The organism is Bacteroides sp. 41_26 (assembly GCF_949740115.1).
Lineage (GTDB): Bacteria > Bacteroidota > Bacteroidia > Bacteroidales > Bacteroidaceae > Bacteroides > Bacteroides nordii.
In genome coordinates this window covers 59,827-86,101 of the sequence record NZ_CATJGZ010000079.1, presented here as the reverse complement: position 1 = coordinate 86,101, position 26,275 = coordinate 59,827, and the positions used below count along the sequence as shown (strand labels likewise).

11 protein-coding genes are annotated in these 26,275 nt (G+C 39.4%); all 11 read right to left on the bottom strand.

The annotated features are described in order from the left end of the window. Window positions 1–5: 5 nt before the first annotated feature. The 11 genes from QX565_RS10690 to QX565_RS10640 all read right to left on the bottom strand — a co-directional run bounded on the left by QX565_RS10690 (window position 6) and on the right by QX565_RS10640 (window position 26,264). Window positions 6–3,248, bottom strand: a complete 3,243-nt coding sequence (locus QX565_RS10690) for a SusC/RagA family TonB-linked outer membrane protein (RefSeq protein ID WP_289292750.1) — start codon at window positions 3,246–3,248, stop codon at window positions 6–8. A gap of 240 nt (window positions 3,249–3,488) precedes the next feature. Next, window positions 3,489–4,415, bottom strand: coding sequence for an AraC family transcriptional regulator (locus QX565_RS10685; protein WP_221650279.1), 927 nt, complete (start codon window positions 4,413–4,415; stop codon window positions 3,489–3,491). Window positions 4,416–4,958: 543 nt separating this feature from the next. After that, window positions 4,959–7,805 carry an exo-beta-1,4-galactosidase gene (locus QX565_RS10680; protein WP_289292749.1) on the bottom strand — a complete coding sequence of 949 codons (2,847 nt, stop codon included), beginning with the start codon at window positions 7,803–7,805 and terminating at the stop codon, window positions 4,959–4,961. Between the two features lie 242 nt (window positions 7,806–8,047). Further along, complete coding sequence (locus tag QX565_RS10675) at window positions 8,048–11,128, bottom strand: rhamnogalacturonan lyase family protein (RefSeq protein ID WP_289292748.1); 3,081 nt, start codon at window positions 11,126–11,128, stop codon at window positions 8,048–8,050. Window positions 11,129–11,132: 4 nt separating this feature from the next. Beyond that, window positions 11,133–12,845 carry a hypothetical protein gene (locus tag QX565_RS10670; RefSeq protein WP_221651158.1) on the bottom strand — a complete coding sequence of 571 codons (1,713 nt, stop codon included), beginning with the start codon at window positions 12,843–12,845 and terminating at the stop codon, window positions 11,133–11,135. A 19-nt stretch (window positions 12,846–12,864) separates the two neighbouring features. Then, window positions 12,865–15,951 carry a SusC/RagA family TonB-linked outer membrane protein gene (locus QX565_RS10665; protein WP_289292747.1) on the bottom strand — a complete coding sequence of 1,029 codons (3,087 nt, stop codon included), beginning with the start codon at window positions 15,949–15,951 and terminating at the stop codon, window positions 12,865–12,867. Window positions 15,952–16,020: 69 nt separating this feature from the next. Further along, complete coding sequence (locus QX565_RS10660) at window positions 16,021–17,643, bottom strand: fasciclin domain-containing protein (RefSeq protein WP_289292746.1); 1,623 nt, start codon at window positions 17,641–17,643, stop codon at window positions 16,021–16,023. A gap of 11 nt (window positions 17,644–17,654) precedes the next feature. Continuing rightward, window positions 17,655–19,208 carry a fasciclin domain-containing protein gene (locus QX565_RS10655; RefSeq protein ID WP_289292745.1) on the bottom strand — a complete coding sequence of 518 codons (1,554 nt, stop codon included), beginning with the start codon at window positions 19,206–19,208 and terminating at the stop codon, window positions 17,655–17,657. A gap of 16 nt (window positions 19,209–19,224) precedes the next feature. After that, a complete protein-coding gene (locus QX565_RS10650) occupies window positions 19,225–20,709 on the bottom strand; it encodes a RagB/SusD family nutrient uptake outer membrane protein (RefSeq protein WP_221651162.1) in 1,485 nt (494 codons plus the stop codon). Between the two features lie 16 nt (window positions 20,710–20,725). Then, window positions 20,726–23,995, bottom strand: a complete 3,270-nt coding sequence (locus tag QX565_RS10645; RefSeq protein WP_289292744.1) for a SusC/RagA family TonB-linked outer membrane protein — start codon at window positions 23,993–23,995, stop codon at window positions 20,726–20,728. Between the two features lie 16 nt (window positions 23,996–24,011). Beyond that, window positions 24,012–26,264, bottom strand: coding sequence for a fasciclin domain-containing protein (locus QX565_RS10640; RefSeq protein ID WP_289292743.1), 2,253 nt, complete (start codon window positions 26,262–26,264; stop codon window positions 24,012–24,014). Window positions 26,265–26,275: the final 11 nt, after the last annotated feature.

Genomic DNA, 26,275 nt, shown 5'->3' with positions numbered 1-26,275 from the left:
TAAGTTTAGAATGTTAAGTTAAGACCAATGACGTAACTTCTTGAACGCGGATAAGTAGAACTGTCATATCCCGGTGTACAAACAACCTGGTCATTGCCAGCAGAAACCTCAGGGTCATAACCGGAGTAACCGGTAATCGTTGCCAGATTATTGCCTGTGAAATAAAGACGTGCATTAGAAATCATAAACTTCTTCAGCCATACTTTGGGCAATGTATAGCCCAGTGTCACTTGTGCAATACGCAGGTAAGAACCATCTTCCACATAGTATGAAGAAGGATAAGTGATATAACCGGAATTTGTTTTACTCAGATTCCATGTGGCAGAAGCCTCATTCGGATTCAGTTCTTTGTAACGCTCCAAAGTAGTAGCCTGTTTACCGGTCTGCGGATCGATCATGCGATAGTAGTGATCGCCGAATTCAGTAGGTACATTCTGGAAAGCAGCATAAGGACTCATACTGTGTTTGGTGGCATTGTAAACATCATTACCAATAGAGAATTTCATGAAAACGCTCAAGTCAAATCCACGATAACTAAAGGTATTATTGAATCCTCCGATACAGTCAGGAGTACCATTACCAATCTTAGTTTCTTTTTTAGTGAACTGAGGGTTGCCGTCTTTATCCACATCATTCGCAGCAAACTTGATATCCCCCGGTTGCGGTGTTCCCTTTTCAGGTCTGACAACGCCATCTTTCAATGCCAATTTACCATCTGTACCCTGAACAAAATCATCCGTTGTATACACACCTTCATAAATATAGCCGTACATATCGCCTAAACTTTCACCTACTTTTGCATAATAGTTCACCATACCCGAACGGTTACTGCCGACAGAGAAAGTCTTGCTCTCGATCCCATTTTCCAAAGAAAGAACCTTTGAGCGGTTGAAAGCCAGATTCAAATCACTGGTCCAGCGGAAGTCTTTGGTCTGTATATTCACCGTATTGATTGAAACTTCCCAACCGCGATTGCGTATCTTACCAATGTTTTGGAATTGATTCTTATAACCGGTTGAAGAAGGAATTACACTCTTCAATAACAGGTCGTCTACTTGGTTGTTATACCATTCAGCAGTAATATTCAAGCGACTATTAAAGAGAGACAAGTCCAAACCAATGTTAGTAGAACGTACAGTCTCCCACTTCAGTTTCTTATTTCCTAAAGTTTCATCTACAATATAAACAGGAGAGCCTACCGTATTATTCATCGGATAATCAGACTCTTTGAAAGAAGTGACATACATGTAGTCGCTAATGTTACAGTTACCCGTTGTACCGTAACCTACACGCAACTTAAAGCTATTGACAACATCTGCCACTTTATTATCTTTCCAAAAGCCTTCTTCCGAAATACGCCATGCACCGGATACCGAAGGGAAAATACCCCATTTGTTACCTTTTGCAAATCTGGAAGAACCGTCACCACGAATCGTACCTGTCAACAAATAACGCTCATCAAAGGAGTAATTTACACGTGCGAAAGCAGAAACAATCCCATTACGCGAGTGACTTACCGATTTTGATTTTACGGTAGCATTATCAATCTTATCCAACCCAAAGATATTAGGATAAGGGAACTTGGTAAGTTCCATTTTATTTCCTTCAGATTCGGAATAAGTGACTTCATGTCCCAACAATACATTTACCTTATGTTTTTTGGCAAATGTCTGATTATAATTCAGCGTATTGGTGATTTGCCATTTATAAGATTCTTCGTTTTCAATGCTACCATTCATACCTGTATTCTGATCCATCAGATAGGAAGTAGAGTTTTCATCAGCAAAAGAAGTAGACTTGGAATTTGTCCAGGTGTAACTACCGGCTGTACGCCAGGTAAAGTATTTCAGAATATCAATTTCAAGACCTGCATTGACCGTATAAATACGAGAACGTTTGTTAGAAGTGGAAGCCTCGTTTTGTACAAGCGGATTGGCTGTATCGAAGCTGGAATCCAAGGCAGAAAAGTCCGGATAAGTCTGCGTATGTAGCAATTCATCCTGAGTAAAGAGCGTACCACCAATAATGGGTTGGAGCAATACATTCTTCATACCCGAGTAAGCACCGCCACCATCAACTGAATTGTTAGAAAACATCGTGTTCACATCCACACGTACACCTTTATAAAGTTCAGAATTGACTTTAGCACGAAAAGCGCTTTTCTTCATACCGTGATTGGCCAGCAAACCATCCTGTCCGTTAAAGTTGTAACTCAACATTACTTGAGTCTTCTCCGTACCGGCAGTCACATTTACATTATGAGACTGAGTCAAGGCAGAGCCACCAAAAACCTCATCCTGCCAGTCGAGAGTAGAAGCTCCGGCATAGCGATCGGCAATACGACCATAAGCACCGGTGTAGAAATCAGGAGCATCCACACCTAAGCTATTATCGAAAACATTACTGTAGTTAGCCAATCCACCCTGAAGTGCTGCCAACTCATACTGATATTTTGTAAACTGCTCAGCATTAGACATCATGTCCAGTTTCTTGGAAAGTTTGTCAAACGAGAAATAAGTATTATAAGTCACCTGTGTTTTGCCTTTCTTCCCCGATTTTGTGGTAATCAGAATAATACCGTTTGAACCCCGTGCACCATAGATAGCCGTAGAAGAAGCATCTTTCAGGATATCGATATTCTCAATATCATTAATATCAATGTTTGTTAGTGCATCTTCCATCTCAAAACCATCTACAATATAGAGAGGTTTAGTACTTTGCGTAATAGAGGTACCACCACGCACCGTTACTTCCACTTTTGCACCCGGTGCACCACCGGCAGTCACAATATTCACACCGGCTGCTTTACCTTGCAAGGCTTGTGCTGCAGTCATTGCAGGTACAGCTGCCAAATCTCCTGCTGAAACAGAAGAGGTAGCTCCCGTAAGATCTCTACGTTTTACTTTCGCATAACCGATAGCCACTACTTCGTCCAGCATCACACTGGATTCTTTTAATGTAATGTCAAAATGAGTTTTACTACCGATTAATACAGTCTGATTGTCATAGCCTACAAATGAAACAACCAACTCCTTGGCAGAAGCAGGTACCGAGAGTTTAAAATTACCATCAATATCGGTAATCGTACCGACAGAATTGTTGCCTTTCACAGTCACAGAAGCACCAATCACCACGTCCATCGCATCGCGAACCGTACCGGTAATTGTCTTGTTCTGAGCAAAAATGCTTAGAGGGTAGCTTATTAACAGAAGCATCAATAAGCAGAAGTTTTTGCGTAAGATTCTCATAGATTATTAATATATAATTTGATAATAAATAAATTCAAGTTTAACAAAGCATGCTCCGTTATCGAACACAGGTTTTGTGTCTGCAAATATAAGGGGTCTCATAATCTACAGATATGCAACTTTTGACAGAAACACTCTCATTTTTGATTTTCTTTAAGAAAAGATGCGCTTTTTAAGCTATAAAACAGCAGAAAAAGAGACAGTTAATAATCATTCTGATTTTCAACTGTCCTTTTTGATTTAATCGATTTCCTCTTCTGAAATATCCGTTTCGCGTCCAAAAGAGCGATATTCTAATGGAGTAAAACCTGTACGTTTTTTGAATAGTGAGAAGAAATGCTCAGTAGATTTATAGTCGAGCATAAAAGAAATTTCTTTAACTGATTGGGAGGTTCCCACCAGCAGTTGTTTTGCTTTGCGTAATTTCAATTCCTGGAAGTATTTTGCCGGGGCATAGCCCGTATAGTCTTTAAACACCTTACGGAACCATGAATAGCTAATATTCAGTTTCATAGCCAGTTCTTCCGGATCAATATCCTTAAAGACATTTTCATTCATAATAATTTTAGCTTGTTCAATCTTCTGGTCTACATCCCCTACCTCAAAAATCTTATTCTTCGAAATAGAAAGGATCATCCCAAGCATATGCATTACAATACCCGAAAGATACTGTTGAGCTGAAATCTTATCCTGCTCTGCAATCTCCAATGCACGGGAGAAGAGCGAAACCAACTCTTCATTTAATCCAACTTCAAGAACTTGATTGTCTTTAGATAGAAACCCCTCCCCAAACAAGTTATTAACTACCGGGCCTTCAAAACCAATATAATATTCATTCCAGCCGGTTTGCTGATAAGGGTGATACGTATGCCATTGTCCCGGGAAAAGCACCATCAAACGTCCTTTACAAACCTGCTTTTCGGGGGTTGTTTCCGAAGTAAATAAGCCTCGTCCTTTTGTTATATATACTATTTGATATTCGCGCAGAATACGACCTTTGCTGGTATTAAAAAAATAACCGGAAGGATGATTTTTCAATGGATAAGGGGAGTCCGGCAAAATAGACTGAAAGCCAACAGTATTGACCCACAAACCAAACTTGCGATCCATATCATTTACTATCAGATACTTGAATTCAACTCCTAAATCGTTATAATTCTTAGTCATACGTACCCTATCATAATATATAAATAGTAAGAAACAACAGACAAAGATAAAAATAATCTTCTAAAAACACTACTATTTAATTCAGAAATGAAAAAAATTGAATCCATTGATGTGAGCTGGTTACAAAACGATCAATAAAATATAGCTTTATTATCTATTTTTCATTAACACAATTAACACTATTCTTTAACTATAGATTTTACACATGCAAAAGTGTACACTTTTGTATACATAAAGTACGTACTTTTATCATACAAAAGTGTACATTTAACACATACTTAAGTACGTACTTTTATAACATAAAGAATACACTTTATTAATCTACTGTTTTTCAATAATATAAACAGAAATAAATCTAATTTTAAAAGAAGAAAAGGCGTGGTGAGCGTATACAATGTATGAGAGATAATGCTTATTTCGATAACTAATATAAATCTGATATAAAGTATCGGATCTGATTTTCATTGTAATTAGTACGTTCTAAACTATTCTCAAAGTATTATACCCATTGGTACCTTATACCAATGGGTACAACTTTCAATACTACATAAAGTCAAAAAACAATCTGATACTTAGTCCTTCATCTCCTTTTTTAATACGTACAATTCCCGGCTGGCTGTGTGGGCCATGCTGTGATATCGGTTTAAATGAACGGATAGCGGGAATATCTAATAAGAAAGAGATGTCTCCGGAAGGAAAATCGGGCATCGTATTAATCCCATCCTGCCTACCGAAAGGCTCTTGTGGAGTAAACATGCGAAGAAAGAGTCCATCGGTAGAAGAATAAACAGTAAAAGGAGCAATGCTACTCTGCACTGTAGCCCAATAAAAATTAGCGTGATACCCTTTAAACTCAGGATAAACCAGATTCTCAAAACTCTCTCCGGTTATCGTATTGTTATACGCTTTTTGCCAAACAGCATAATTGGTTCCTTTCACCCGGTTCTTCCATACGCGATAGGGACCACGTCCAAACCAGCGCATCCCCGTACAGGCTGTCTCAGGATAAGAAAAGGTCAGACCAAGATTTAATACAGCCTCATCCATAAAAGCATCATCAAATCCACCCCCGCCTGAAGCGCGATTGAGCAATACAGCATCCATAGATAACAGACCGGAAGCCGAGAGGCGCCACTGTATAGAGTCAACGCCACCCCGGTAATAAGCACAGAACACCGCATCGTTTCCCTCCAAACGAGTGGAATAACGAACCAATTCCATTTTCATGCCTACCGGAAGAGGACCATTGGTTAATGGAACTTCGATATGTGTGTTTTCTTTTACCACCTTGGCAATAGTGGCATTACTCTTCCGAAAAGAAACAGCAATCCCATTACTACTTAATGTCACCAGCGAATCACACTGACTTAAAGAAGCCATATTCTTATTAGTAGTTAGGAAGGAGGGCATTTCACGCTTCAAATACTCATCGGCATAACGCACAGGCCATGTCCAGTTACAAAGACTCTTACCATCCGGCCCGAAAGCTTCCAATTCCAACACATCTGCCTCCCAAAAGCAAGAAGGCAACTGCATGTGTGCATATCCGGTTTCACCGGGGGCGAGAGATGGCAAACGAACTTCTCCGCTATCAATGCAACAGACATCAACCTCCTTTTGCAAGGGTGAAGGATAACGATGAAGACGGTAATTCATCCGGCAATCACGGAGATTAGTATATAAATAGGTATTGGTGATAGCAAATTCTCCGCGAAAAGAAGGAGTGATATAAAATTGCCGGAACTGAATGGGAGCCCAGACTTCGCGTACTGTATACACACTTCCTTCCCGCTCACGATAAGGGCCAACAATCCCATCGGGAGCATTGAACCGATCAGAATCCAATCGTCCGCCCTGATCTGTCCGACGGACAGCTTCATCGGAAAATGCCCACATAAAGCCACCGGCAAAAAGAGGATGAGAAGTATAGTTAGCCCAAAAATCTTCCAGTCCGGCTCCATGTCCCTGATCGTACTGACCATGCATAAATTCGGTAGGCATAAAGACATTATAGCCATTAGTAAAACGGGCTACGCCGGTGAGATACGCCGGATAGTGATGTGTATCCAGTCCGCTAAAATCGGCCCAGGGATGAATTACATGCCGTTGCTGAGGATCATAATCCGAGAAATGTTTATCAAGAGCAGAATTCCAGCCTCCTTCGTTCCCATTACTCCAAAGCACAATAGAAGGATGATTTACGTCACGGATAATCATCTCCTGTTGTAAACGTTTGCCTACATTTTCATCATAAGCATTTTGCCAGCCAGCCAATTCATCAATAACAAAAAGTCCCAACGAATCACAAGCATCCAGGAAATGTGTATCAGGCGGATAGTGAGAACGGACAGCATTCATATTCATCTCTTTCAATAACAAAGCATCCTGCACGCTAATCTCTTTATTCGTAGTGCGTCCACCATCCGGGTGGAAAGAGTGACGGTTGATACCTTTCATTACAATCTTCACACCATTGACATAAATTCCGTCCCGGGGACGAAACTCTACCGTACGAAACCCGATGCGTTCCTGATGTTGATGTAATAGTTGCCCGCTCCGATTGAGCAGTTTTAATTTAAGAAGATAAAGATTCGGAGATTCAGGGGTCCAGGGAAGAATATTCTCCCATTGAGTATCCAACCGATAAAGAGTAGCACTATCTGTCAGTTGGAAAGAATGTTCTTTGAGCAATTCGCCACTCTTTAAATTCTCAACAGTTGCTAATAAACAATAACCGGATTTTGCTCCTGACAAATAGACATCCGCCAACAAATGTCCATCACACAAAGCATTCACTGCAACCCGATCGATATGTTCCTTTGGTTTTATTTCAAGCCATACCGGACGATAGATACCGCCAAACAGCCACCAGTCAGCTTTACGTTCGGCAGCATTTACCGATTTATTGGCAGAATGCTTACTGACGCGTACTTCCAACCGGTTCTTACCTCCAAAATTCAGAAGCCTGGTTATATCATAGGAGAAACGATAAAAACCTCCTTGATGAACCGGTCCTGCTACACAATCGTTCACCAGAACTTCAGTATCAGTCATTACCCCATCAAAAACGATTTGCACTGTCTGTCCGGTGTATTCCTTCGGTACTTTAAAAGAGTGTCGGTAAATTCCGGTTTCCATACTCGGATTCTTTACCCCTTTTTCCTTGTACCACCGTCCATAGGTATAAGTACCAAACCCCTGTAATTCCCATTGTGAGGGTACTTCGATCTTACTCCACCGACGGCTATTATTCCCATCGGAACAATAGAAATCCCACGTCACGGTGTGATTCAATCCCGTACCGGAAAGATAGCGGCGATGTGTAGATGTAGACTGGGCAAAGACCGCCTGAAAGAGAAAAATAAACCAGAAAGCTAATATATACTTCATCTCAAATAGGAAAATTAACAGTGTAAATCAGTTTATTACAGAAAGCACAGAATTTCAATTGTTTTAAACTCTGTATAGAACAATTGAAATTCTGTGTTTTTGTATAGCACAAAGATAAGACAGAAAAGGCGGAAACAACGGGGATTTTATTTATTTATTAATCAAAAGGAGAGAATCTTATCCGTTGTCATCCGTCCTCTATCTGCCTCATCCGTGTACCATAGAAAACAAATCAAATGTTATTACTTTAACAGTTTCTTCACAAACTTCGTTGTTCCTGCTTCCACTACAATAAGATAAGTACCTTTGGGCAAACTGTCCAATCCGCTGATGTACAGTACTGCTCCTCCGTCTACCACATAGGCAGTGCGGTGAACAAGTGTACCCGCAGAAGAGTACATCGAAACTGTAGTACATCCGGATATCTCTGCCGGGAATTCAACCGTTATTTCATCCTTGAAATAAAGCGGATAAATGTTCAGATCAGAGTGGAATGCCGTTTCTCCCGAGATGCCGGTTGGCTTATTAAGCTCATAACGTTCCTTTGCTTTGGCGGCACTCATGGCTCCTCCATAGACGTGAAGCTCATCAATTGCCCCGGTAAAGGGAGTATTGAAGTTCACATTACAGTTACCGATAACAAACAACTCCGACTCTGAAATATCACCGGTTTTGTCAGTCACCTCACCTTGGAAAACTCCATTAATATACATTTTCAATGTTTTGGTTTCACCATCACGGACACAGACTATGTGGTTCCACTCACCATTGAAATATTGAGTAGCAGGAATGTCGAGATTGGATTTCGTAACATCATCGTCAATACCAAAGGTAAGATTTCCATTCTTGTACTGTAATCCGACCCATTTCCCAGTAGCACCGGTCGAAGCATTCTTCGCATGGCTACCTTTGTGGAACAGATACCAGTCTACACCATTGTCTCCGTTGGAACGGAACCACAGTTCAATACTAAAATCCCCGGTGCCCAGTTGTAATTGATCGTAAGAGGGTTGTTCCATTCTACGGGTTGCAGGAGTTGCGGGCAGCTCCAATGCCTGTTGGCGGACCCCACTTATCCATGTGGGAACAAAACCTACTGCCTCTGCTTTTCCATACACCGAATTGACAGCAGATGTACCGGTTGTTTCATCAAATGAGAAATAGGCTAATTCATTCAATATCACCGGAGCTTTCACTTTAATCGTTCCGGAGAGAGTAGCTACGGTAAGTCCGCCAACACTCTCTATGGTATACGCATACGTGCCTGTTGCCTGGGGAGTTCCTTCAATCGTGAAAAGACATTCTTCCTTGTCCACGACAACGGTAAGCCCTTCCGGCAGTCCTGCTATTTTTACATCTTCCGCATTCTTCCATGAATATGAAATCGGTGAAATCGCTTCACCCAGGTCTATCGACTGGTTCAGATAACCGATGCCCTTCTTCGCGAATGAAGCATTTTCCGTATCCTGATCTCCCAGGTAGTAACCCAGATGAGGAGGTTGGTTATAAGCCACATTTTGCCAGGCTATTCCCATGCGATAAACAGGGTCGTGCATCAAAGTGGTTATCTTATATTCAGTAGGAATAATAGTGGTAAAGACCAACAGATCGGAGCAAGTCTTTGAATCCCATAGGATAATTTCTTCACGCCAATCCCCCAATATGTCAGCACTCAAATTGGGAGTGGCTTTGGTAGAGTTGCAGGAAGCGGCATTGCTGTAATCGGACAAAGTAATCATACGGTTCGCTTTCGTGCCGTTCCATTTATCAATCTTAACTCCATCCAACAGTTCGTCCTGCAAATCACCGTCCCAATACACCCTGAAGTTAACGGAAGGGCGGTTCTTACTGGCTATGATATTCCCTTTGCAATCGTATACATTACCATTGGCAGTCGACCACATTTCAAACCCACGGTGAGCAGGATCTATATCCGCAGCAATCCCACGCCCGACGTCCGTTCCGGTTTTCTCGCCAAATATAATCTCGCCTGTTGCGGCAGAGTGCACCTCATACCCATAAGCAGCCGTTTTTTCTTCATGAGGTGAAAAGACTTCCAACCCATCCAAATCGGGATCCAAATCGGACAAGTGAATAGCATCTCCATGTCCTAAACCGGTACGATACAACGTTTTCCCATCCTGATCGATGACACACGCTCCGTAAACGATCTCGTCACATCCGTCTCCATCTACATCTGCTACCGACAGATTGTGGTTTCCCTGTCCATAAGCTCCCGAACCGGATACTTTAGAATCATGAGCCCATCTCATTGTCAGTTTTGTTCCGTCAAAATCATAAGCGGCCAGTGCTGTACGTGCATAATATCCACGGCACATCACTAAACTTGGTTTTACTCCGTCAAGGTATGCCACACATGCCAGATAACGTTCCGAACGGTTACCATATCCATCCCCCCAATCATTAATGTTTCCACGAAGAGGACTGTAAGCAATGGTCGAAATCTCCGCTCCTGTCTGTCCGTTAAAAACAGTCAGATACTCAGGGCCATCCACCACAATTCCTGCTTTACTACCGGAAGAGCGGTAGTCGGCATTGGGATCATCGCTCCCCATTATTACAGATTTTCCCTGCCCATCAATAGTTCCCGGCGCCGTTTTACAGGCAACTTCGGCTTTACCGTCACCATCAAAGTCATACACCATGAATTGAGTGTAATGGGCTCCGGCACGTATATTCTTACCAAGATCAATCCTCCACATGAAAGTTCCGTCCAACTTATAGCAATCCAAATAAACATTGCCTGTGTATCCATAGAAAGAATTATCGCGTGAGTTGGTCGGATCCCATTTCACTATAATCTCATATTCCCCGTCTCCGTCAACATCACCCACGCTACAATCATTCGGAGTGTAAGTATATTCCTGCCCATCCGGATAAGTTTCACGCGTTTTATCTTTATCCGTTTGAACAACGTCATAAGGTAAAGTCACTCCACCTCCCGGACGTTTTAGAGGAATTCTTTTATATTGTTCCGCCCAGACGGACACTTCTTTTGTGATTTCGGTCTCTGTACCATCCAGTACCCCTTTAAGCATATAGCGAGAAGCTACAGTACCGTCTTTATCTACATAATTGGTTGTAGTTACCACAGGAATAGTCGTGATTTTGACTCCATCCCGATAGATGTCAAAGCCCAATTTTCTGGCATCAGTAACTAAACTACGCCAGGACAGAAACACTCCGTCGGAAGATTTTACGGCAACTACTCCTCTATCCAATTTTTCCTGAGCCTGCCCCCACAGAGGTATCATGATACCTCTAAGAAGCAAAAAACATAATACTATACTTATTTTTTTCATTTGATTACTTATTCAGCTTCAAATCATATCTAATAAACCAGTTCTCATCAGAAGTCTCTAAGTTACTACCCACAGAAGTAGCTGTGACATATTTTTCAGCAACTTTATCTGCCCATATCTTACGCGCCTTATCTCCCCAGCGCCTTGCCGAACGCAACATCGTATAGTAAGTACGTGCTTCACCGGCAGACTCTAACCTCGACTCTTCAACCAGCAATGAATCTACCATCCAATGGGCATACTCCGGCTCAACGATCACCTCGTTGGTTTCTTCGTCTTCACCTAAAATCCATTCACCCAAAGCCGGAGCCGCAATACGTCCACGAACTCCCTGACAGTTCAACTGGCTCTCTTTACCGACACATTGATACAGGCAAACAGGATAGTCAGAGAACGGGGGTGAAAATGTATTAGTAGCTTTATTATAGAGCGAACCGAAATTCTGTCGGGCAGAAGACTGACCATTAAGGAACTGTAATGCTTCACGATAGCGTCCCAATCCGGCACAGGCCTCGGCCAGCCACAGATGGATATCAGCAGCTTTGTAATAACATAAAGGCACATCATTACGATAAATATAATCACTGGTAGTATGAGCTCCTAAGAATTTATAAAAAATCAGTCCTTCCGTACTTTCTTTATAGGATTTATTAATTCCTCTATTTTTCTGATCATTAGCACCACTTATTTCCCACCGGGTTACAGCTGTCACAGCCGGACGCAAATAATATTTATTTGGATAAGTATTAGAAAAGTACTCAATCACCCGATTCGTTTGTTTTTTACTATAATCATAGAAAGCCACAGAAATATGATCCTGACGATTATAGGTTGTTGTTGAGAACAATTGACTCCAGGAACCCTCGTACTTCGACTTATTCAATGTAAAACTAGCCTCTTGTTCTCCACCGGTACGAATAATACTAACACAGTTATCCCATACTTTCTGATAATAAACAGCATTTTCGTCTGCTGAGTTTTCCTTCTTTGTTTTATACAAATAAAGCTCAGCTAACAAACACTCGGGAGTAGGGCAAATACGGTTCCACTCCAAAGACTCGGGAGAATCACCCTGTCCCGGATACAACACGGTAGACCAACGTATATCTCCTTTCCCATTAATACCATTCATTCCATTTTCAACCAAACTGATACACTTATCTATCAACTGATCGAATTTAAGTACGGGATATTGTGACAAGTCCTGATAAGTAGCCAAAGGATCATCTAAATAGACGGCTTCACCATATATTTTAGCAAGCATCAGATAAGCCCATGCTTTATATCGTAACGCACCACCAATAATACCTTTATAATCACTGTCAGATAACACAGTAGGATATTGTTCTCTGTATTCAAATACATGTTTAAGATAATCATTACTATTCATGATAAGAGCGTAAAATCCTTTGGGATCAGCCAATTCATTATCAGTAAACGGAGTTTGTAAATCTTTGTAATTATAAACATCCCACATATCTATTGAAGCATTGGTAGTAGGTTCCAGCAGGTCTCCCCTCAATCCTTCCAAAAACATGGCTTGGTCTACTACATCTTGTACACAAGCAGCCAGCCCCATGTAGCCTGTATATAGCTCATAAGAAGTTCCTATATAGTCTTTTTCCAGCAATGCATCATCAGTATTCGGAGTGAAAAAATCATCACACCCCGTCAACAAAGGAAACAATAATGCCAAGAAATATATTCTTTTTTTCATAACTTACCTTTATATAATTTTAGAATTGAACCTTAAAACCGAATTTTACTGTACGCGGATTTGCTACCTTTCCATAATCAAAACCACGCATCGAACTATCATAAGAATACATCGTTTCCGGATCTAATCCCAGATAGTCGGTAGCTGTAAACAGATTCTCAGCAGCAACAAACACAGTAGTGCCAGCAAACAATTTAAATTTATAACTTACCATCAGTCCTTTTAATTTTAAATAAGAAGCATCTTCAATCCAACGATCAGAAAAACGATTATTCTCCATCGGATCACCATAAACAGCACGAGGCATATCGGTGATCTGCCCTTCGGCCATCCAACGACGGTTAACAGAAGTCAACTGATTAGAAAAGTCGGACATAGACTCCATAGAACGCCTTACAGCATTGTACATTTTATTACCCTTACTATAGCCGAACGTGAGTGACAGTTGTATCCCCTTATATTCCACAGAAGTAAAGAAACTACCATAAAAATCGGGAAGTGCGCTTCCTAAATTAACACGATCATCCTTATCTATTTTTCCATCATTATTCTGATCTACAAAGTGCATATCGCCCGCAGCGAAAGGTACACCAATCGCATTAGTCAATGCCTTTCCGTCCTTTCCTGCTGCTTCTGCCGCAGCATCAGTAGCAAATACACCAGCTGTCTGATACCCATAAAAAGAGTACAAAGGTTGACCAACCTTGGAAACCACAGCTGAGCCGTCACTCATAGAAAGAACAATCTCACTTTCCCCTCCCAATGATTTCACTTCATTTTTACAAGTAGAAAGTGTTCCGCCTATATACCATTTAAAATCACGATTCTGTATCAATCCTATTTGTGCCCCAATTTCAAAACCTTGATTCACAACTTCTCCCATATTACGATACATATAATTCGAACCATATACAGACGAAATCTCTACCGGCATAATCAAATCCGAACTTTTACTATTGAAGTAGTCTACAGTCAACATCACGCGATTATTGAACATGGCAAGATCCAAACCGACATTGAATGTATTGGTTAACTCCGGAGTGATTTTCGTATTGGGGACTCCCGCACGTACCAACCCTGATAATCCTTTGAATACACGGTTTAAATAATAATACTCTCCGATAGTAGAAGCAAAACGGCTATTTCCGGTCATGACATATTCAGCACGTACATTCAGATTATCCAGTTGTGGCATATTTTTTAATAATGAATTACTCACACTCCATGCTACATTTACAGCCGGATAAACCTGTATACGAGAAGCGTCGGCACCTACAGATGATGAACCGTCAGCTGAGAGATTAACACCTGCAAACAACTGATGATTATAATTATACTTAGCAGAAACATGATAATTCATCCAGTTCCATTTATTTATATAACCATAATATGAACGTCCGATGGTCTGCACATTATTCAATGTTTTATAATAGTCATTTGCAGTATTCCATCCCGAACCGGCATTATAATCAATACTATTCATTGCAATTTGGGCACCTGCCGCTGCAGAAACTGTATGTATACTTGCCAGTACTTTCTGATAGCCCAGTTCAAGGGCATAATAAGTATTTAGAGTCGTTCCTTCCGCCGAACGTATCGTATTCTCTGCCAAGCGGTTTTCTAACGGCATAATAGTAGTAATACTTACACCCGGAACGAAAGCATCTTCTTGTGTCAGATTATAATTTAAACCAAAATTGGCTTTCAAGTTCCAATTATCATTTATGGTATATAATAAACCGGCATTCATCAATACATCATAAGCGTGCTGTTTCATCTCCACATCATTGACAACAGAAAGCGGATTACTTACACTATTGTTCTCTATCAGATTACCATCAGCATCACGAATGGAAGCAAAATCCGGCAACAGGTTATTCTTACTGTCTTTATTATAAGGAGAGAATAAAGGACCCTTGCGCAAAGCTGTTAATATCGGATTCGTTTCTGATATCATTCCCTGTTCTGCCACTCGGTTGTTTGTATATCCGAATGAAATCGTCGAAAATAATTTCACATTTTTACTAAGATTCACATCGGCATTCATACGAGCATAGTATTTGGTCGAGTTTGTCTCCTCTACCACTCCTTGCTTATTTTTCACGCCGATAGAGAAATCATATTTAGCGATTGCATCACCACCTTTGATTTTTAACACATTATCTGTGACAAAAGCATTCCGATAAATCAAATCTTGCCAGTCAGTATTATTATTATAGAGATAATTGTAATAATAACCCGGATCTTCTTTTAAAAAAGGAAAAGCCGCCAATGCATCAGACATATCTTCATATTTTGTCAAAGCTATATTCCCCATCAGACTCTTGTAATCGTTTACTCCTAAAACCGGTAGTGTAGCATTATTCCATGAAAGTCCGTATTGCCCTATAAATTCGACTTTTGTATCAAGATCCGCAGCTTTATCTGTTTCGATCATAATAACCCCATTTGATCCCAATGAGCCATATAAAGCGGCATCTGCCCCTTTCAGAACCGTAATATTCTCAATATCCTGTACATTCACTACACTGAAAATATTCTTAGAGTATCCACTAATAACCCCAGATTCGTTCATATCGGGCATGTAAGGTATACCATTTATTACAATCAATGGAGAAGAGTTGGCTACCATCGTATTAGCACCCCGTAACTTGAAATAGTCTCCTTCACTATTCTGCCCCCCTTTTGAAATAAGTTCTATTCCGGGAATGTTACGAAATCCTTGTTCTACATCTGTTATAGCTAAGTTAAGTTCACTTTTACTAACCGACGTAAGATTGGTTTGTTTCACATTTTGTTTTACCAAGCCCACAGAGGGTAGTGTAACTTTATCGGCGTATCCTTTCATATCGTCCGGTATCAATACAATACGTAGCTCTGCACGTCCTGCTATAGGTTCTTCTTTCGTATAAAAGCCCGGACACCATACGGATATAGTAGCTTTAGCAGACACATTATTAACAATAAATCGTCCGATACTATCACAAGTAACCGTCTCATCCATACCCGATAACGTAATCACCGCATCGGATAAAGGCTGATTACCATAGGAACTGACCACTGTACCCGAGATTTTCATTCCACCTTTTTGTGCTTTCAAATTCATAAAGCAAAAGGTAGAAAGAAATATTATCAATATTATTTTATAGTTATTCATTATTCTAATGCTATAGGATTAATAATTATTTGCCGAAGGCTTCAAAGCCCAATGGTAAATGCGCAATTTCTTACTGTCTCCTTTGTAGAATTCCACACGGATACGGAAGGAGCTCATACCTTCACCTTCTATTTTTACAGTGCCAACCGGACCACCAAGTCCATCCCATTTCACAACTTTATCTCCATACAAGTCAGCTGTTGTCTCATTTACACGGTCAAAATTCCATGGAGTAGATGAAACGATAGAGAGATTAGAACCTATCAATTTCATATTAGCATCTGGTGAAGGGCTTTTCCCATCGGTATTACCATCAAAATAAACATTGACATACGGGTGCCCACTACTATGAAATCCCATATATAGGTCATACTCACCACAAGGAACTTGCATCACTCTCGCTTTATAAGGATCGTTCTCTTTTTCTCTATATCGTTCCAGTGGAGGAAACTCAGCCCAGAAAGGAGAAGCATCTTCGTCACCATTTAAATCCAAGATATAATAGTTTGACAGAATTTCAGGTTTGGGAGTCGCAGAATCTTCAAAAATAGCAATCTTAGTCGTATTCATAAAACTATAATACATTTTCTGTTCCTCTTCCGTAAGATATTCATAATAATGCACTAACGACTTGATGCGTGTCAGAATATAGTTAGTTGGTATCTTTACATTCGTCATTTTATACATAATACCATTACTCAACTCTTCCATACTACTTTCATCTATTTTTTGAACAGTAGTACGCCAAATCCTATTAAAAGAAGATTTTATATCTATGGTACTAAAATTTTTCAATTCTCCGGTATAGAATGCAGCTTCTTTAATCCACGTCATAGCCGTAGCCGAGTCCAGTGCTGTCAATGTTTTTCCCATAGCCGTATATTGTATCTTCAATTTATCGAAGCAGTCTTTCATCACATTGTTATCCGGTAAGAAAAGAGTAAACTGTTTAAATTCCGAGTTGAACTCCGCTTTCTCAAACAGCGGATTGTACACATAGAAGACAGAGTCATACACAGTATTACCAGTTATATCTACCCCAGTAGGAATAGAGTTTACTTTATCAAAACGCATTTCATTATTCTTCATGACAGAATCACGAAATATAGAATACTCATCCGGAAGATTCTTTATGTAATCGAACATATTAATTTTTGATTTCATTAATTCGTCAATCACATGAACAACTCCATTCTTCAAACGATAGGAGCGTTGTACTTTAGACTTATTAACGTAGGTATCTTCCCCCTGTTTGGTTATTTGAAGGTACACCCCATTCAGTGTAGGAATACGCAAACCATTTTTCAAATCACTCTGCAGAAAAGGCAAATAATTAATATGATACTCCATTCTTAGAGTGTCCTTAGAGTCAATTCCCGAAGCAGTCATTGCAGCGTTATCTACTACCCAAAAAGTAAGTTGTTGTTGCTCCTTGGTTAGCTCTTTGTCAAGACCACATGCTTTAAGTTGATTGTAAAATTCACTATATTCAGAATTACCGTCAAAAAACTCCCTCAAAGTTTCATCCAAAATTTCTTCTGATAATTTATTACTCCCATGATAATATTCATCCCATTTATCCGAACAAGAAATAAAAATCAGGGTAAGCAATGCACATATAGATAAGATATACTTATTCATAATTCCTCCTTTTAATTAATTGGTTCAAATATCAAACAATCCAAATAAGAGTAATAATCATCACCCGCCATAAAACGTACTGTATGAGGTACCGATTCAGTAAACTCCACCTCTCCTACGGTTGTGGTAATCATCTCACTTTTGGAGGTACTATTTCCCCAGGTAGTAACCTGTGCTCCCACATATTCGCCGTCAACGATAACCGACCATCGTCCTTCTTTAGTTTTGAGAGCCTGATTGTAATGTACCAGAGATATTTTATATTTACCAGCAATGATCATCGGACATTCCATCTGTATCCAACCATATTTTCCAAGATTCAGAAACATACAATCGTGATTGGAGGCTTTATACATTGCTTCATTTTTATTAGCCAGATGATAAGTATAGTTACTACCATATCCACCAGAAAGTTTATAACAGTTCAATGTATCATATGCCAGACTACGAGTATATGTTTCAGATTGATTTTCTAATTGATACTTCTCACATACACCTGCCAGCTCCGGATAATCGGTCAAATCCCAAGTGACTTTAGTTGCTTTCGGTTCTGTAATTTCCATCATCCCATCTACCACATGAATGACTCCATTCTTACAATTCAGATTTTTTCGAGTGACACTGATACCCTTCTTTGTTTCTTCATTATAGTTCAGAAAAAACATCTCATTTACCAATCTCATACTGATAAGAGTATTAGATGCCATCATGGAAACATTTTTCGATGTATTATTATCTATATCAGTATTCATATCGGCAAATGAATAAGCAGAATTTGCAATATGATAACCTACATATCGATTTACCTTATTGGCTGGATCAGTATAATTAGTATTTGTTTCACCCAAATAAGCAGCCAACGATGCCACACTATTTATACCGGCTTCCGTAAACACATCATCCGGTACAGCAAAAAGAGTGTAACGGTACTTTACACCATTCATATAAATACTACTCAATAGCTTGTCATAACCTGTTTTATCGAGTAAATCAAGCATTAAAGCATAATTTTCATCCAGATTATCAACAATAGTACCCGTCACAGGTGTTAAAACACTTTCCAAAAGATGAATCACTGCATTGGTAGCTGTAATATTCAACTCCTTGATACGTGCTTCACCATTAATATAGAATGCCTGAAACCCTCCTTCACGCATTTCCAGACTTAAATAATCTCCACTTGCTGTAGAATCCGGAAACATACCATCAGGAAAATCCGAAGTTGTATATTGTTTAGAAGCTATCGTATGATAACGAACCAGATTAGAAGCTTCCTCCATATCCAGCTCCCGTACCGAACTTTTTCCTTTTGCCTGAAGATATTTGTGCATCGCTTCATTATCAGGTACAAAGCAAGTATAATCCATATTCAGATTCACTGTATTAAACAGTCCGGTATACTTCAATAAATCTACCCATGAGGAATATACATCCTCGTTGGCTTCCATAAAACTGGCAGCGGGCATTTTATCTGTATCTTTGAACACCTGATCGGCATACGGGTCGGAACAAGCCCCCCACATAAGAGTAAATGCCGCCGCTAATAGAATTACTACGCGTTTCATATTGTCCTTCTTTTTTTTAATTACTGATACTTTCATAATATTCACTTTGTACTAACAATGGGTTTTTCTGTAACTCAGACTCTGAGAACGGCATATACCATGACCCTTCGTTGGACAACGTAGCTCGTCCCAATGATTGCGACGTGGCAGCCACAGCTTTCAGAGCTTGTTCTATGAATAAGTTTTTATACCGTACATCTGATAACTGTTGGCTTCTTAAACCGATACGTAACATATCAAACCAGTTTTTACCTTCAGCAAAGAACTCTTTCTGCCGCTCTACCAATAAATATTCCAACATGGTTAACCTGTCTTCACTTAATGTCATTTTTTCCAAACCGGCACGTTGACGAGTTTTATCTATAAGTTCGCCCGCCATTTCATAATTATCCTGCATAATCAGTGCTTCTGCTTTCATTAAATAGACATCAGCTAAACGATAAACCAAATAATTCTGATCATTTTCTGAGGCAACACGCGCCGTAGCATTATCTACCCCAAGATACTTCCAAATATAACCAGCCTCATTATATGAATAATTCAATCCACGAGATTCATTCTCGTTTTGTTCAAAAAGATTAGTCATATAATCGGATACTTTGTAATATCCGTCAGTACCTGCTTTAAACCAAGTCAGGAAACTATTCGTTTGGCTCTTCGGGTTACTATATTGTATTTCAAAAATTCCTTCATTACTATTTCCCGGATAATAATTCAAAAAGCCATTACCAATCAGTCCTACACGTCCGGAATTAATTACTGAGTTACAATGTTTTATGCTATTTTCATAGTCACCTAACCAAAGATACATATCAGCAAGCAGAGCATGAATCCCCCAGCGTGTGGCACGCCCTTTCGTATTGATAGGATTATCATTATCTACTTCAGGAAAAAACTCCTTTGCATTAGGCAAATATTCTTCCAAATCAGCCATACATGATTTTAAAATAGTAACGCCATCCTCCTTTGGCATTATATAAGGAGCACTATCATCTACATACGGCTCCGTAACAAAAGGGGCATCTTTAAATGTACGAACGATGTAAAAATAAGCAAGTGTCCGCTGAAAGAAAGCCTCTGCCATAAACGAACGACACATATTCATATCGAAAGACGGGTCTTTATCTACTACATCCGGTGCATATTTAATAACCGCATTAGCCATAGCAATAGCTGCATAAGGTTTACTCCAATCGGCCAATCCATTTGTAGGCAAAATATCGAAAGCACGTAACTTCACCGCTGCTTTCTGTAAATCCGAACCAGAAGTAGACCAAAAAGAGAGCCCATTCCCCCTACCTTCTCCCCAAAGCAGGAAGGTTTCTACCGAGCTTCTCAAATTAATATACCCGGAAGCAAGAACCGCTTCCACTTCTTCTTTGGTTTCCCAATATTCAAAGCTACTCTGATTATTTTCCGGTAATACAGTCAGATAATCTTCACACGATATTTGGGATAACGTGGTTAGAAGTAGCAAAATATAATAACTTATCTTTTTCATTTCCTTCTTTTGTGAATTAGAATCTCAAATTCAAACCAAATGCAAAACGCATAGCCTTCGGAGTATTATTACTATCAATAGCTACCTGTGCTGCAGAACCATCTTCCGGGTTCTTCAGGTTTATTTCCGGATCCTGTCCGGTATATTTCGTCCAGACAAAAAGGTCATAACCTGTTGCATAAATCTCAAGCTTATTGATACCTAATGGTCTCATCCATTTTTCAGGGAACTGATATTTTAAAGTAATGGTCTTCAACCGAAGAAAAGAAGCATCCTCCACAAAGCGATCGGATCCTAAATAATTGTATCCTTTATCATACAATGCCCGTGGAATATCAGTATCGTCTCCTTCACTACGCCAACGGCGTAATACAGCTACACTCTGGTTGTTTTTACCATACATATTTTCCATATTAATGCGTGACTCATTAATAACCTTTTGGCCTGCACGCCCATGAAATGCTGCTACTAAACTCAACTTTTTATAACGGAGCGTAAAATTCAAGCCACCAGTCAACGTAGGATTACTATTGCCCAGATAAACGATATCGTTCTCATCAATTACCCCATCACCGTTCACATCTTCGTATTTAGCGTCACCCGGATATACTTTTTGATCACCATTTTTTACAACTACCGGTGCCCCATTTATATCCATGATCTGCTGCCCACTTTTATCTACCGCATAAGTCTGTTCTACATTTTGGTACACACCTTTATAACGATATCCATAGAATGAACCTAAAGGATCGCCCATTAACACGCGATATGCATATTTTTTATTACCGAAAGTGTAAGTTTCATCACTTTGATTTTCTGGAAGTTCCAAAACTTTATTCTTATTTTGTGAGATATTGAATCCGAAATTAAATCCCCAGTCTGTTGTACGAACAGCAGCTACATCAATATTAAATTCCCAACCTCTATTCTCCATTTTACCAGAGTTATACCAGGCCACAGTAGACAGACCTGTTGAGCTGGGTACTTTAATTTTCTTTTGCAACATATCATCTGTCACCTTCGTATATAACTCTACAGCAAAAGTTATTCTATCTGAGAAAAGCCCTACATCTACTCCAATATTATTTGAAGTAATTGTTTCATATTTTAAATGTGTCAAATCCGGACTCTCTGGCTTCACGGCGCTCATATCTCCATAACCAGGTGTGACAGCCGAAAATTTGCCGATATAAGGTGATGTTCCGGTAGGAGCATTACCCGATTGTCCCCAGCTATAACGTAGTTTTATTAATGAGATAAATCCTAATCTTTGGATAAACTCCTCATCACCTAAATGCCACGCGACACCAAATGTGGGAAATCCCCCCCAACGTCCACTGGCATCCATTGCCGAACTTGCTTCCCAACGGTATCCCGCATTAAACATATATTTCTCCTTAAAGATATACTGTCCGTTAAGAGTTAAGCCCATATCTCTATTAATCGTTTTTCCAGAACCTCCTTTAGCTGTAGTAGAACCTGCAATAGGAGAAGTTATACCAGAAGAAGCTGTATTTGCCGATCGGCTACTATATGTACTCGTTGTCTGATCCGATGTCTGAAAAATACCACTAAGCAACAATTTATGATCATCATTAATAGACTGATTATAAACCAGACGATTTTCCGTAGTCAAATAAAGAAGGTCTTTACCGATGTCATAATTCAATGCAGATGATTCATGCTCATAAGCAACCCCTGTTACGCTTTGCGGAAGGAAACGATTTATTTTTGTGAACTGTCCGTTAAAACCAACTGTACCAAAATAGTCTAAACTTTTAAAAGGCTTAGCATGAAGAACGAAAGTCATACGGCTATTTGTAGCAATCGTTCTGTTCTGTGCCTCATTCGCCATTGCTACGGGGTTGTATACCTTATCATTTGAAAAGGTCATACCAAACGATTCATATGGAGTAAAATACTCACCCGTACGTTGTCCGTCTGCTCCGATCACATAAGGACTCATATTAGGCATCTTAGTTAAAGCGTGTCCACGAATCGAAGCTTTCTTCAATTCATCTGTATCATCTACGTAATTGGCATCCGTCACTCCACGTGTGAAACTGTATTGCAATGCAATATCAAGTTTATCTGAAAAACGATAATCTGTATTAAACGACGCATTAAAACGTTCATAACCTGTACCTATTGTAGTACCCTCCTGATTCAGATACCCAAGTGATAAACGATAATTCGCTTTGTCACCCCCACCCGACACAGAAAAAGAATTATCAGAAATAAAACCAGTCTGGGTAATTTCATCCAGCCAGTTCGTGTTTTGATTATACTCATCAAAATACTGCCAATCCGGATCAAACCCAATTTCTTTCGTATTATAAAGCAGCTTAAGGTACTCCTGAGATTTGGCTGCGCTCGACCCCAAATCAGACACAGTATTATAAACAGCATCCTGAATCATAGATATATACTGGTTAGCATTCAGCATAGGGATTCCGGAGCGTTCCTTACTGAATTCATACTTTGTATTAAAATTAAACTGCAAACGTCCTTTACTACCTCTCTTTGTCTTTATGATCAAAACGCCATTTGCACCTTTTGATCCCCAAACAGCTGTAGCCGCCGCATCTTTTAAAACTTCAATAGATTCAATATCAGCCGGAGAGATATTCAACAAAGACCCATAATCATCAGAATTTGCAGAAGCAAAACTAAAATCATCTGAAATATCAACAGGTAAAGGTACACCATCTACAACGAACAAAGGTTCATTGGAAGCATTTAAAGAAGCTGTACCACGAATACGAATTGAACTTCCGGAACCAGGGTCAGCACCCGTAAGAATATCCACATTAGCCATGGCACCCTGTAGAGCTTCTGTTACAGAAGTTACCGGTGCGGTTTCCAAACCACCAAGAGTAAGTTTCTGAGTAGCAGAAATCATTTCTCTGGCAGATTGTCCCATAGAATTTCGTTCTATCTTTTTAGCAGTAACCTCCACTGTCTCTAACGCCATGCCTTCTTCATCTAACGTGATATTAATCACTTTCTGGCCCGTATATTTTATGGTTTGTGTTTTATAACCAATAAAAGAGAATACAATAGACAGATCTTTTTGATCAGGTATCGACAAACGGTAATTACCATTTACATCGGCAATGCTACCACCTAAAGAACGATTAGATGCATTTGCAACATATACGTTAGCTCCCACCAAGGGTTCATTAAAAACTTTATCCATCACCGTACCTGTCAACACATGTTGTGCCATAACCATCTGCGCACATGCTAACAATAATAGTAGGATTATATTGCGATTTCTTTTCATCTTTCTTTATTCTATATTAATTCAATAAATCCAATACGCCGTCTATTACATAAGCTGCACCATCAGCATAGATATAAGGAAAATAAGAAGTCACATTTACTTCATTTCCTTTGCTGTCTCTTAGTTTCATCGAGCCATCCGCTTTATTAATAAGCGTAATTGTTATATTTTCTTTCTTACCATTCACTGTTTTAGTGCCAAATGTAGTTAAGACTTTCTCTGTATTTTTACCTGTAGTTGCAAACGGATAATCAACCAAGCCACTGGCTGACATATCGACAAAAAGACTTTTTACAAACATATCTCTCTCCTCCTGAGAAGCCTGTCGATCAAATTTAGGATCACTCCCTATAAGATCTGCCAAAACAGATGCCTGCGTTGATACAAATACAATAAAACGATTGCCTTGCAGGAAATTAAAAGCCGGTTCCGTATCATCTACTGAGGCCATGCCCAAATATATACCGAAACCCGAATAATCATTTGTGCCTTTAATCTGTTTTACACGATCTTTAAAATTACTCTGGTCAGCTATTAACGAGGTAGTTCCTTTATCACCTTTCAATGCATACGCATTTCCCATGTTATAACTCTTGATTAGCTCTATTTCCGCTACAGAAACCTCATTATCAAATCTTTCTGAATTCCAGGTAGCCGAAGAATATATTTTATTCCCCTTACGATAGAGATATTCATAATCATTATAAGTTGAATATATCATTTCTGTTTCTCCCTTTTGAGCCATAATACCATCCGCAATATGTGCACCGGCAATAGCTTTCGCCTGAGAAGTTGTAGCATTGCTCATTGTCCCATCGGTACTGTTAGCTACTTGTACCTGCTCATCAGTAATGATATACGGATTTCCTTTCAAATACTGAATGTAATCACCATTATATTCACTACTCAATAACATTTCATCGGTCGGGAAAAACACATCAAAGTCTTTATCCAGTGATTTACTAAATATATCAAAAAGAGACCCTTTCTGACATAGTAATGCAAACACGTTGTAGTCTTTATTGCAAAGCGCCGGTGCAATAGGTGTTTCAAATACTTCGGGAGTTATCACATTATCTTTCATTCCTCCTAAAATACCATTTGAACATACTTTCACATCAGTAGGCATTGTTAATTGGTGATCATCCCAGATGTCATTATTGACAATATAACGTCCCAAAGCATAAGCTCCAATCATACCACCACCATATCTGATAGCATGCTCATTCATAAAATGATAGAGCGGTACAAAATTCACTTCCTCTAATGAACTAAATGAAGCAGACCAATATTTCTGAAAGAATTGATTAATAGATTTATTATCAGGAGCAAGTACTGCATATGAAACACTTGTCAAATAATTCATTTGAGCATAATCCGGTGTAGATAAATTGTAAAAGTTCGTCCATTCACATGCAATAGGTGGTAATATGTTGTGTGAATGTACAAATAGAGAATCCCCATTACCATAATCTCTTGTTGCATCTTCATCATACTGATAAACCACAAAACGATCGTACATCTTGGCAAACTGTGTATAATCTGAATTTTCTTTATTCATCTCTGCATAAATCGTTTCCAGAGGTTCAATCACTTGATTTACTGCATACAAGTAACCATTATCCGTCACCACTTCATCCCCGATAACAGATGCATTAGCCACATTAAAGCTTCCGATTCCACCAGTATAAACCGATCCCGGAAACATTGTTTCATAATCTTCTTTCTGGGATGCACTAATACTGCTCAAAGAATATTCCGAGATGATCGGAATAAAACGTTCCTTATGCATTATTTTACGTACAACGTCATTGTTTGCACGATCCACTACCGTAGAAATAGCATCACGGCTCTTTGTCCTGAATTTAAAGTAATAACCAGGCTTCTGTATTTCATTATCTACACCATTCGGATTATAAAACAGAAAATCACGTTTGCTATAAGAATAATACACCAGATGATATCCTACTAACTTATTCAGTTCCACTTCCGGAATATCATCTATTGAGCTATAGTTGTGTTTTGACAGATAGGCAGTAAAAGCCTCATCAGTAGGTGCCATAACAGTCACAATACCTTTCCCTTTTACAAGATCAGCATAACTACTTCGCTCTACAGCTCTCATGAAAGTAGAGAATGTCCCCTTATCTTTCATTACTTCATAAGCATTCCCTTTCAACCAGTCAGGAATTTCATAGTACTTATCCATTTCCGACTGACATGCCGCCAGCGAACAAAAGAAAAGACCTATCAGAAAGTATTTCTTCATCTTATTCTCTA

What these genes read in the sequence shown, in the direction of transcription:
- QX565_RS10685 (WP_221650279.1), bottom strand. Translation starts at nt 4,415, where the DNA reads ATGACTAAGAATTATAACGATTTAGGAGTTGAATTCAAGTATCTGATA.
- QX565_RS10690 (WP_289292750.1), bottom strand. Translation starts at nt 3,248, where the DNA reads ATGAGAATCTTACGCAAAAACTTCTGCTTATTGATGCTTCTGTTAATA.
- QX565_RS10650 (WP_221651162.1), bottom strand. Translation starts at nt 20,709, where the DNA reads ATGAAAAAGATAAGTTATTATATTTTGCTACTTCTAACCACGTTATCC.
- QX565_RS10640 (WP_289292743.1), bottom strand. Translation starts at nt 26,264, where the DNA reads ATGAAGAAATACTTTCTGATAGGTCTTTTCTTTTGTTCGCTGGCGGCA.
- QX565_RS10660 (WP_289292746.1), bottom strand. Translation starts at nt 17,643, where the DNA reads ATGAATAAGTATATCTTATCTATATGTGCATTGCTTACCCTGATTTTT.
- QX565_RS10675 (WP_289292748.1), bottom strand. Translation starts at nt 11,128, where the DNA reads ATGAAAAAAATAAGTATAGTATTATGTTTTTTGCTTCTTAGAGGTATC.
- QX565_RS10645 (WP_289292744.1), bottom strand. Translation starts at nt 23,995, where the DNA reads ATGAAAAGAAATCGCAATATAATCCTACTATTATTGTTAGCATGTGCG.
- QX565_RS10670 (WP_221651158.1), bottom strand. Translation starts at nt 12,845, where the DNA reads ATGAAAAAAAGAATATATTTCTTGGCATTATTGTTTCCTTTGTTGACG.
- QX565_RS10655 (WP_289292745.1), bottom strand. Translation starts at nt 19,208, where the DNA reads ATGAAACGCGTAGTAATTCTATTAGCGGCGGCATTTACTCTTATGTGG.
- QX565_RS10665 (WP_289292747.1), bottom strand. Translation starts at nt 15,951, where the DNA reads ATGAATTTGAAAGCACAAAAAGGTGGAATGAAAATCTCGGGTACAGTG.
- QX565_RS10680 (WP_289292749.1), bottom strand. Translation starts at nt 7,805, where the DNA reads ATGAAGTATATATTAGCTTTCTGGTTTATTTTTCTCTTTCAGGCGGTC.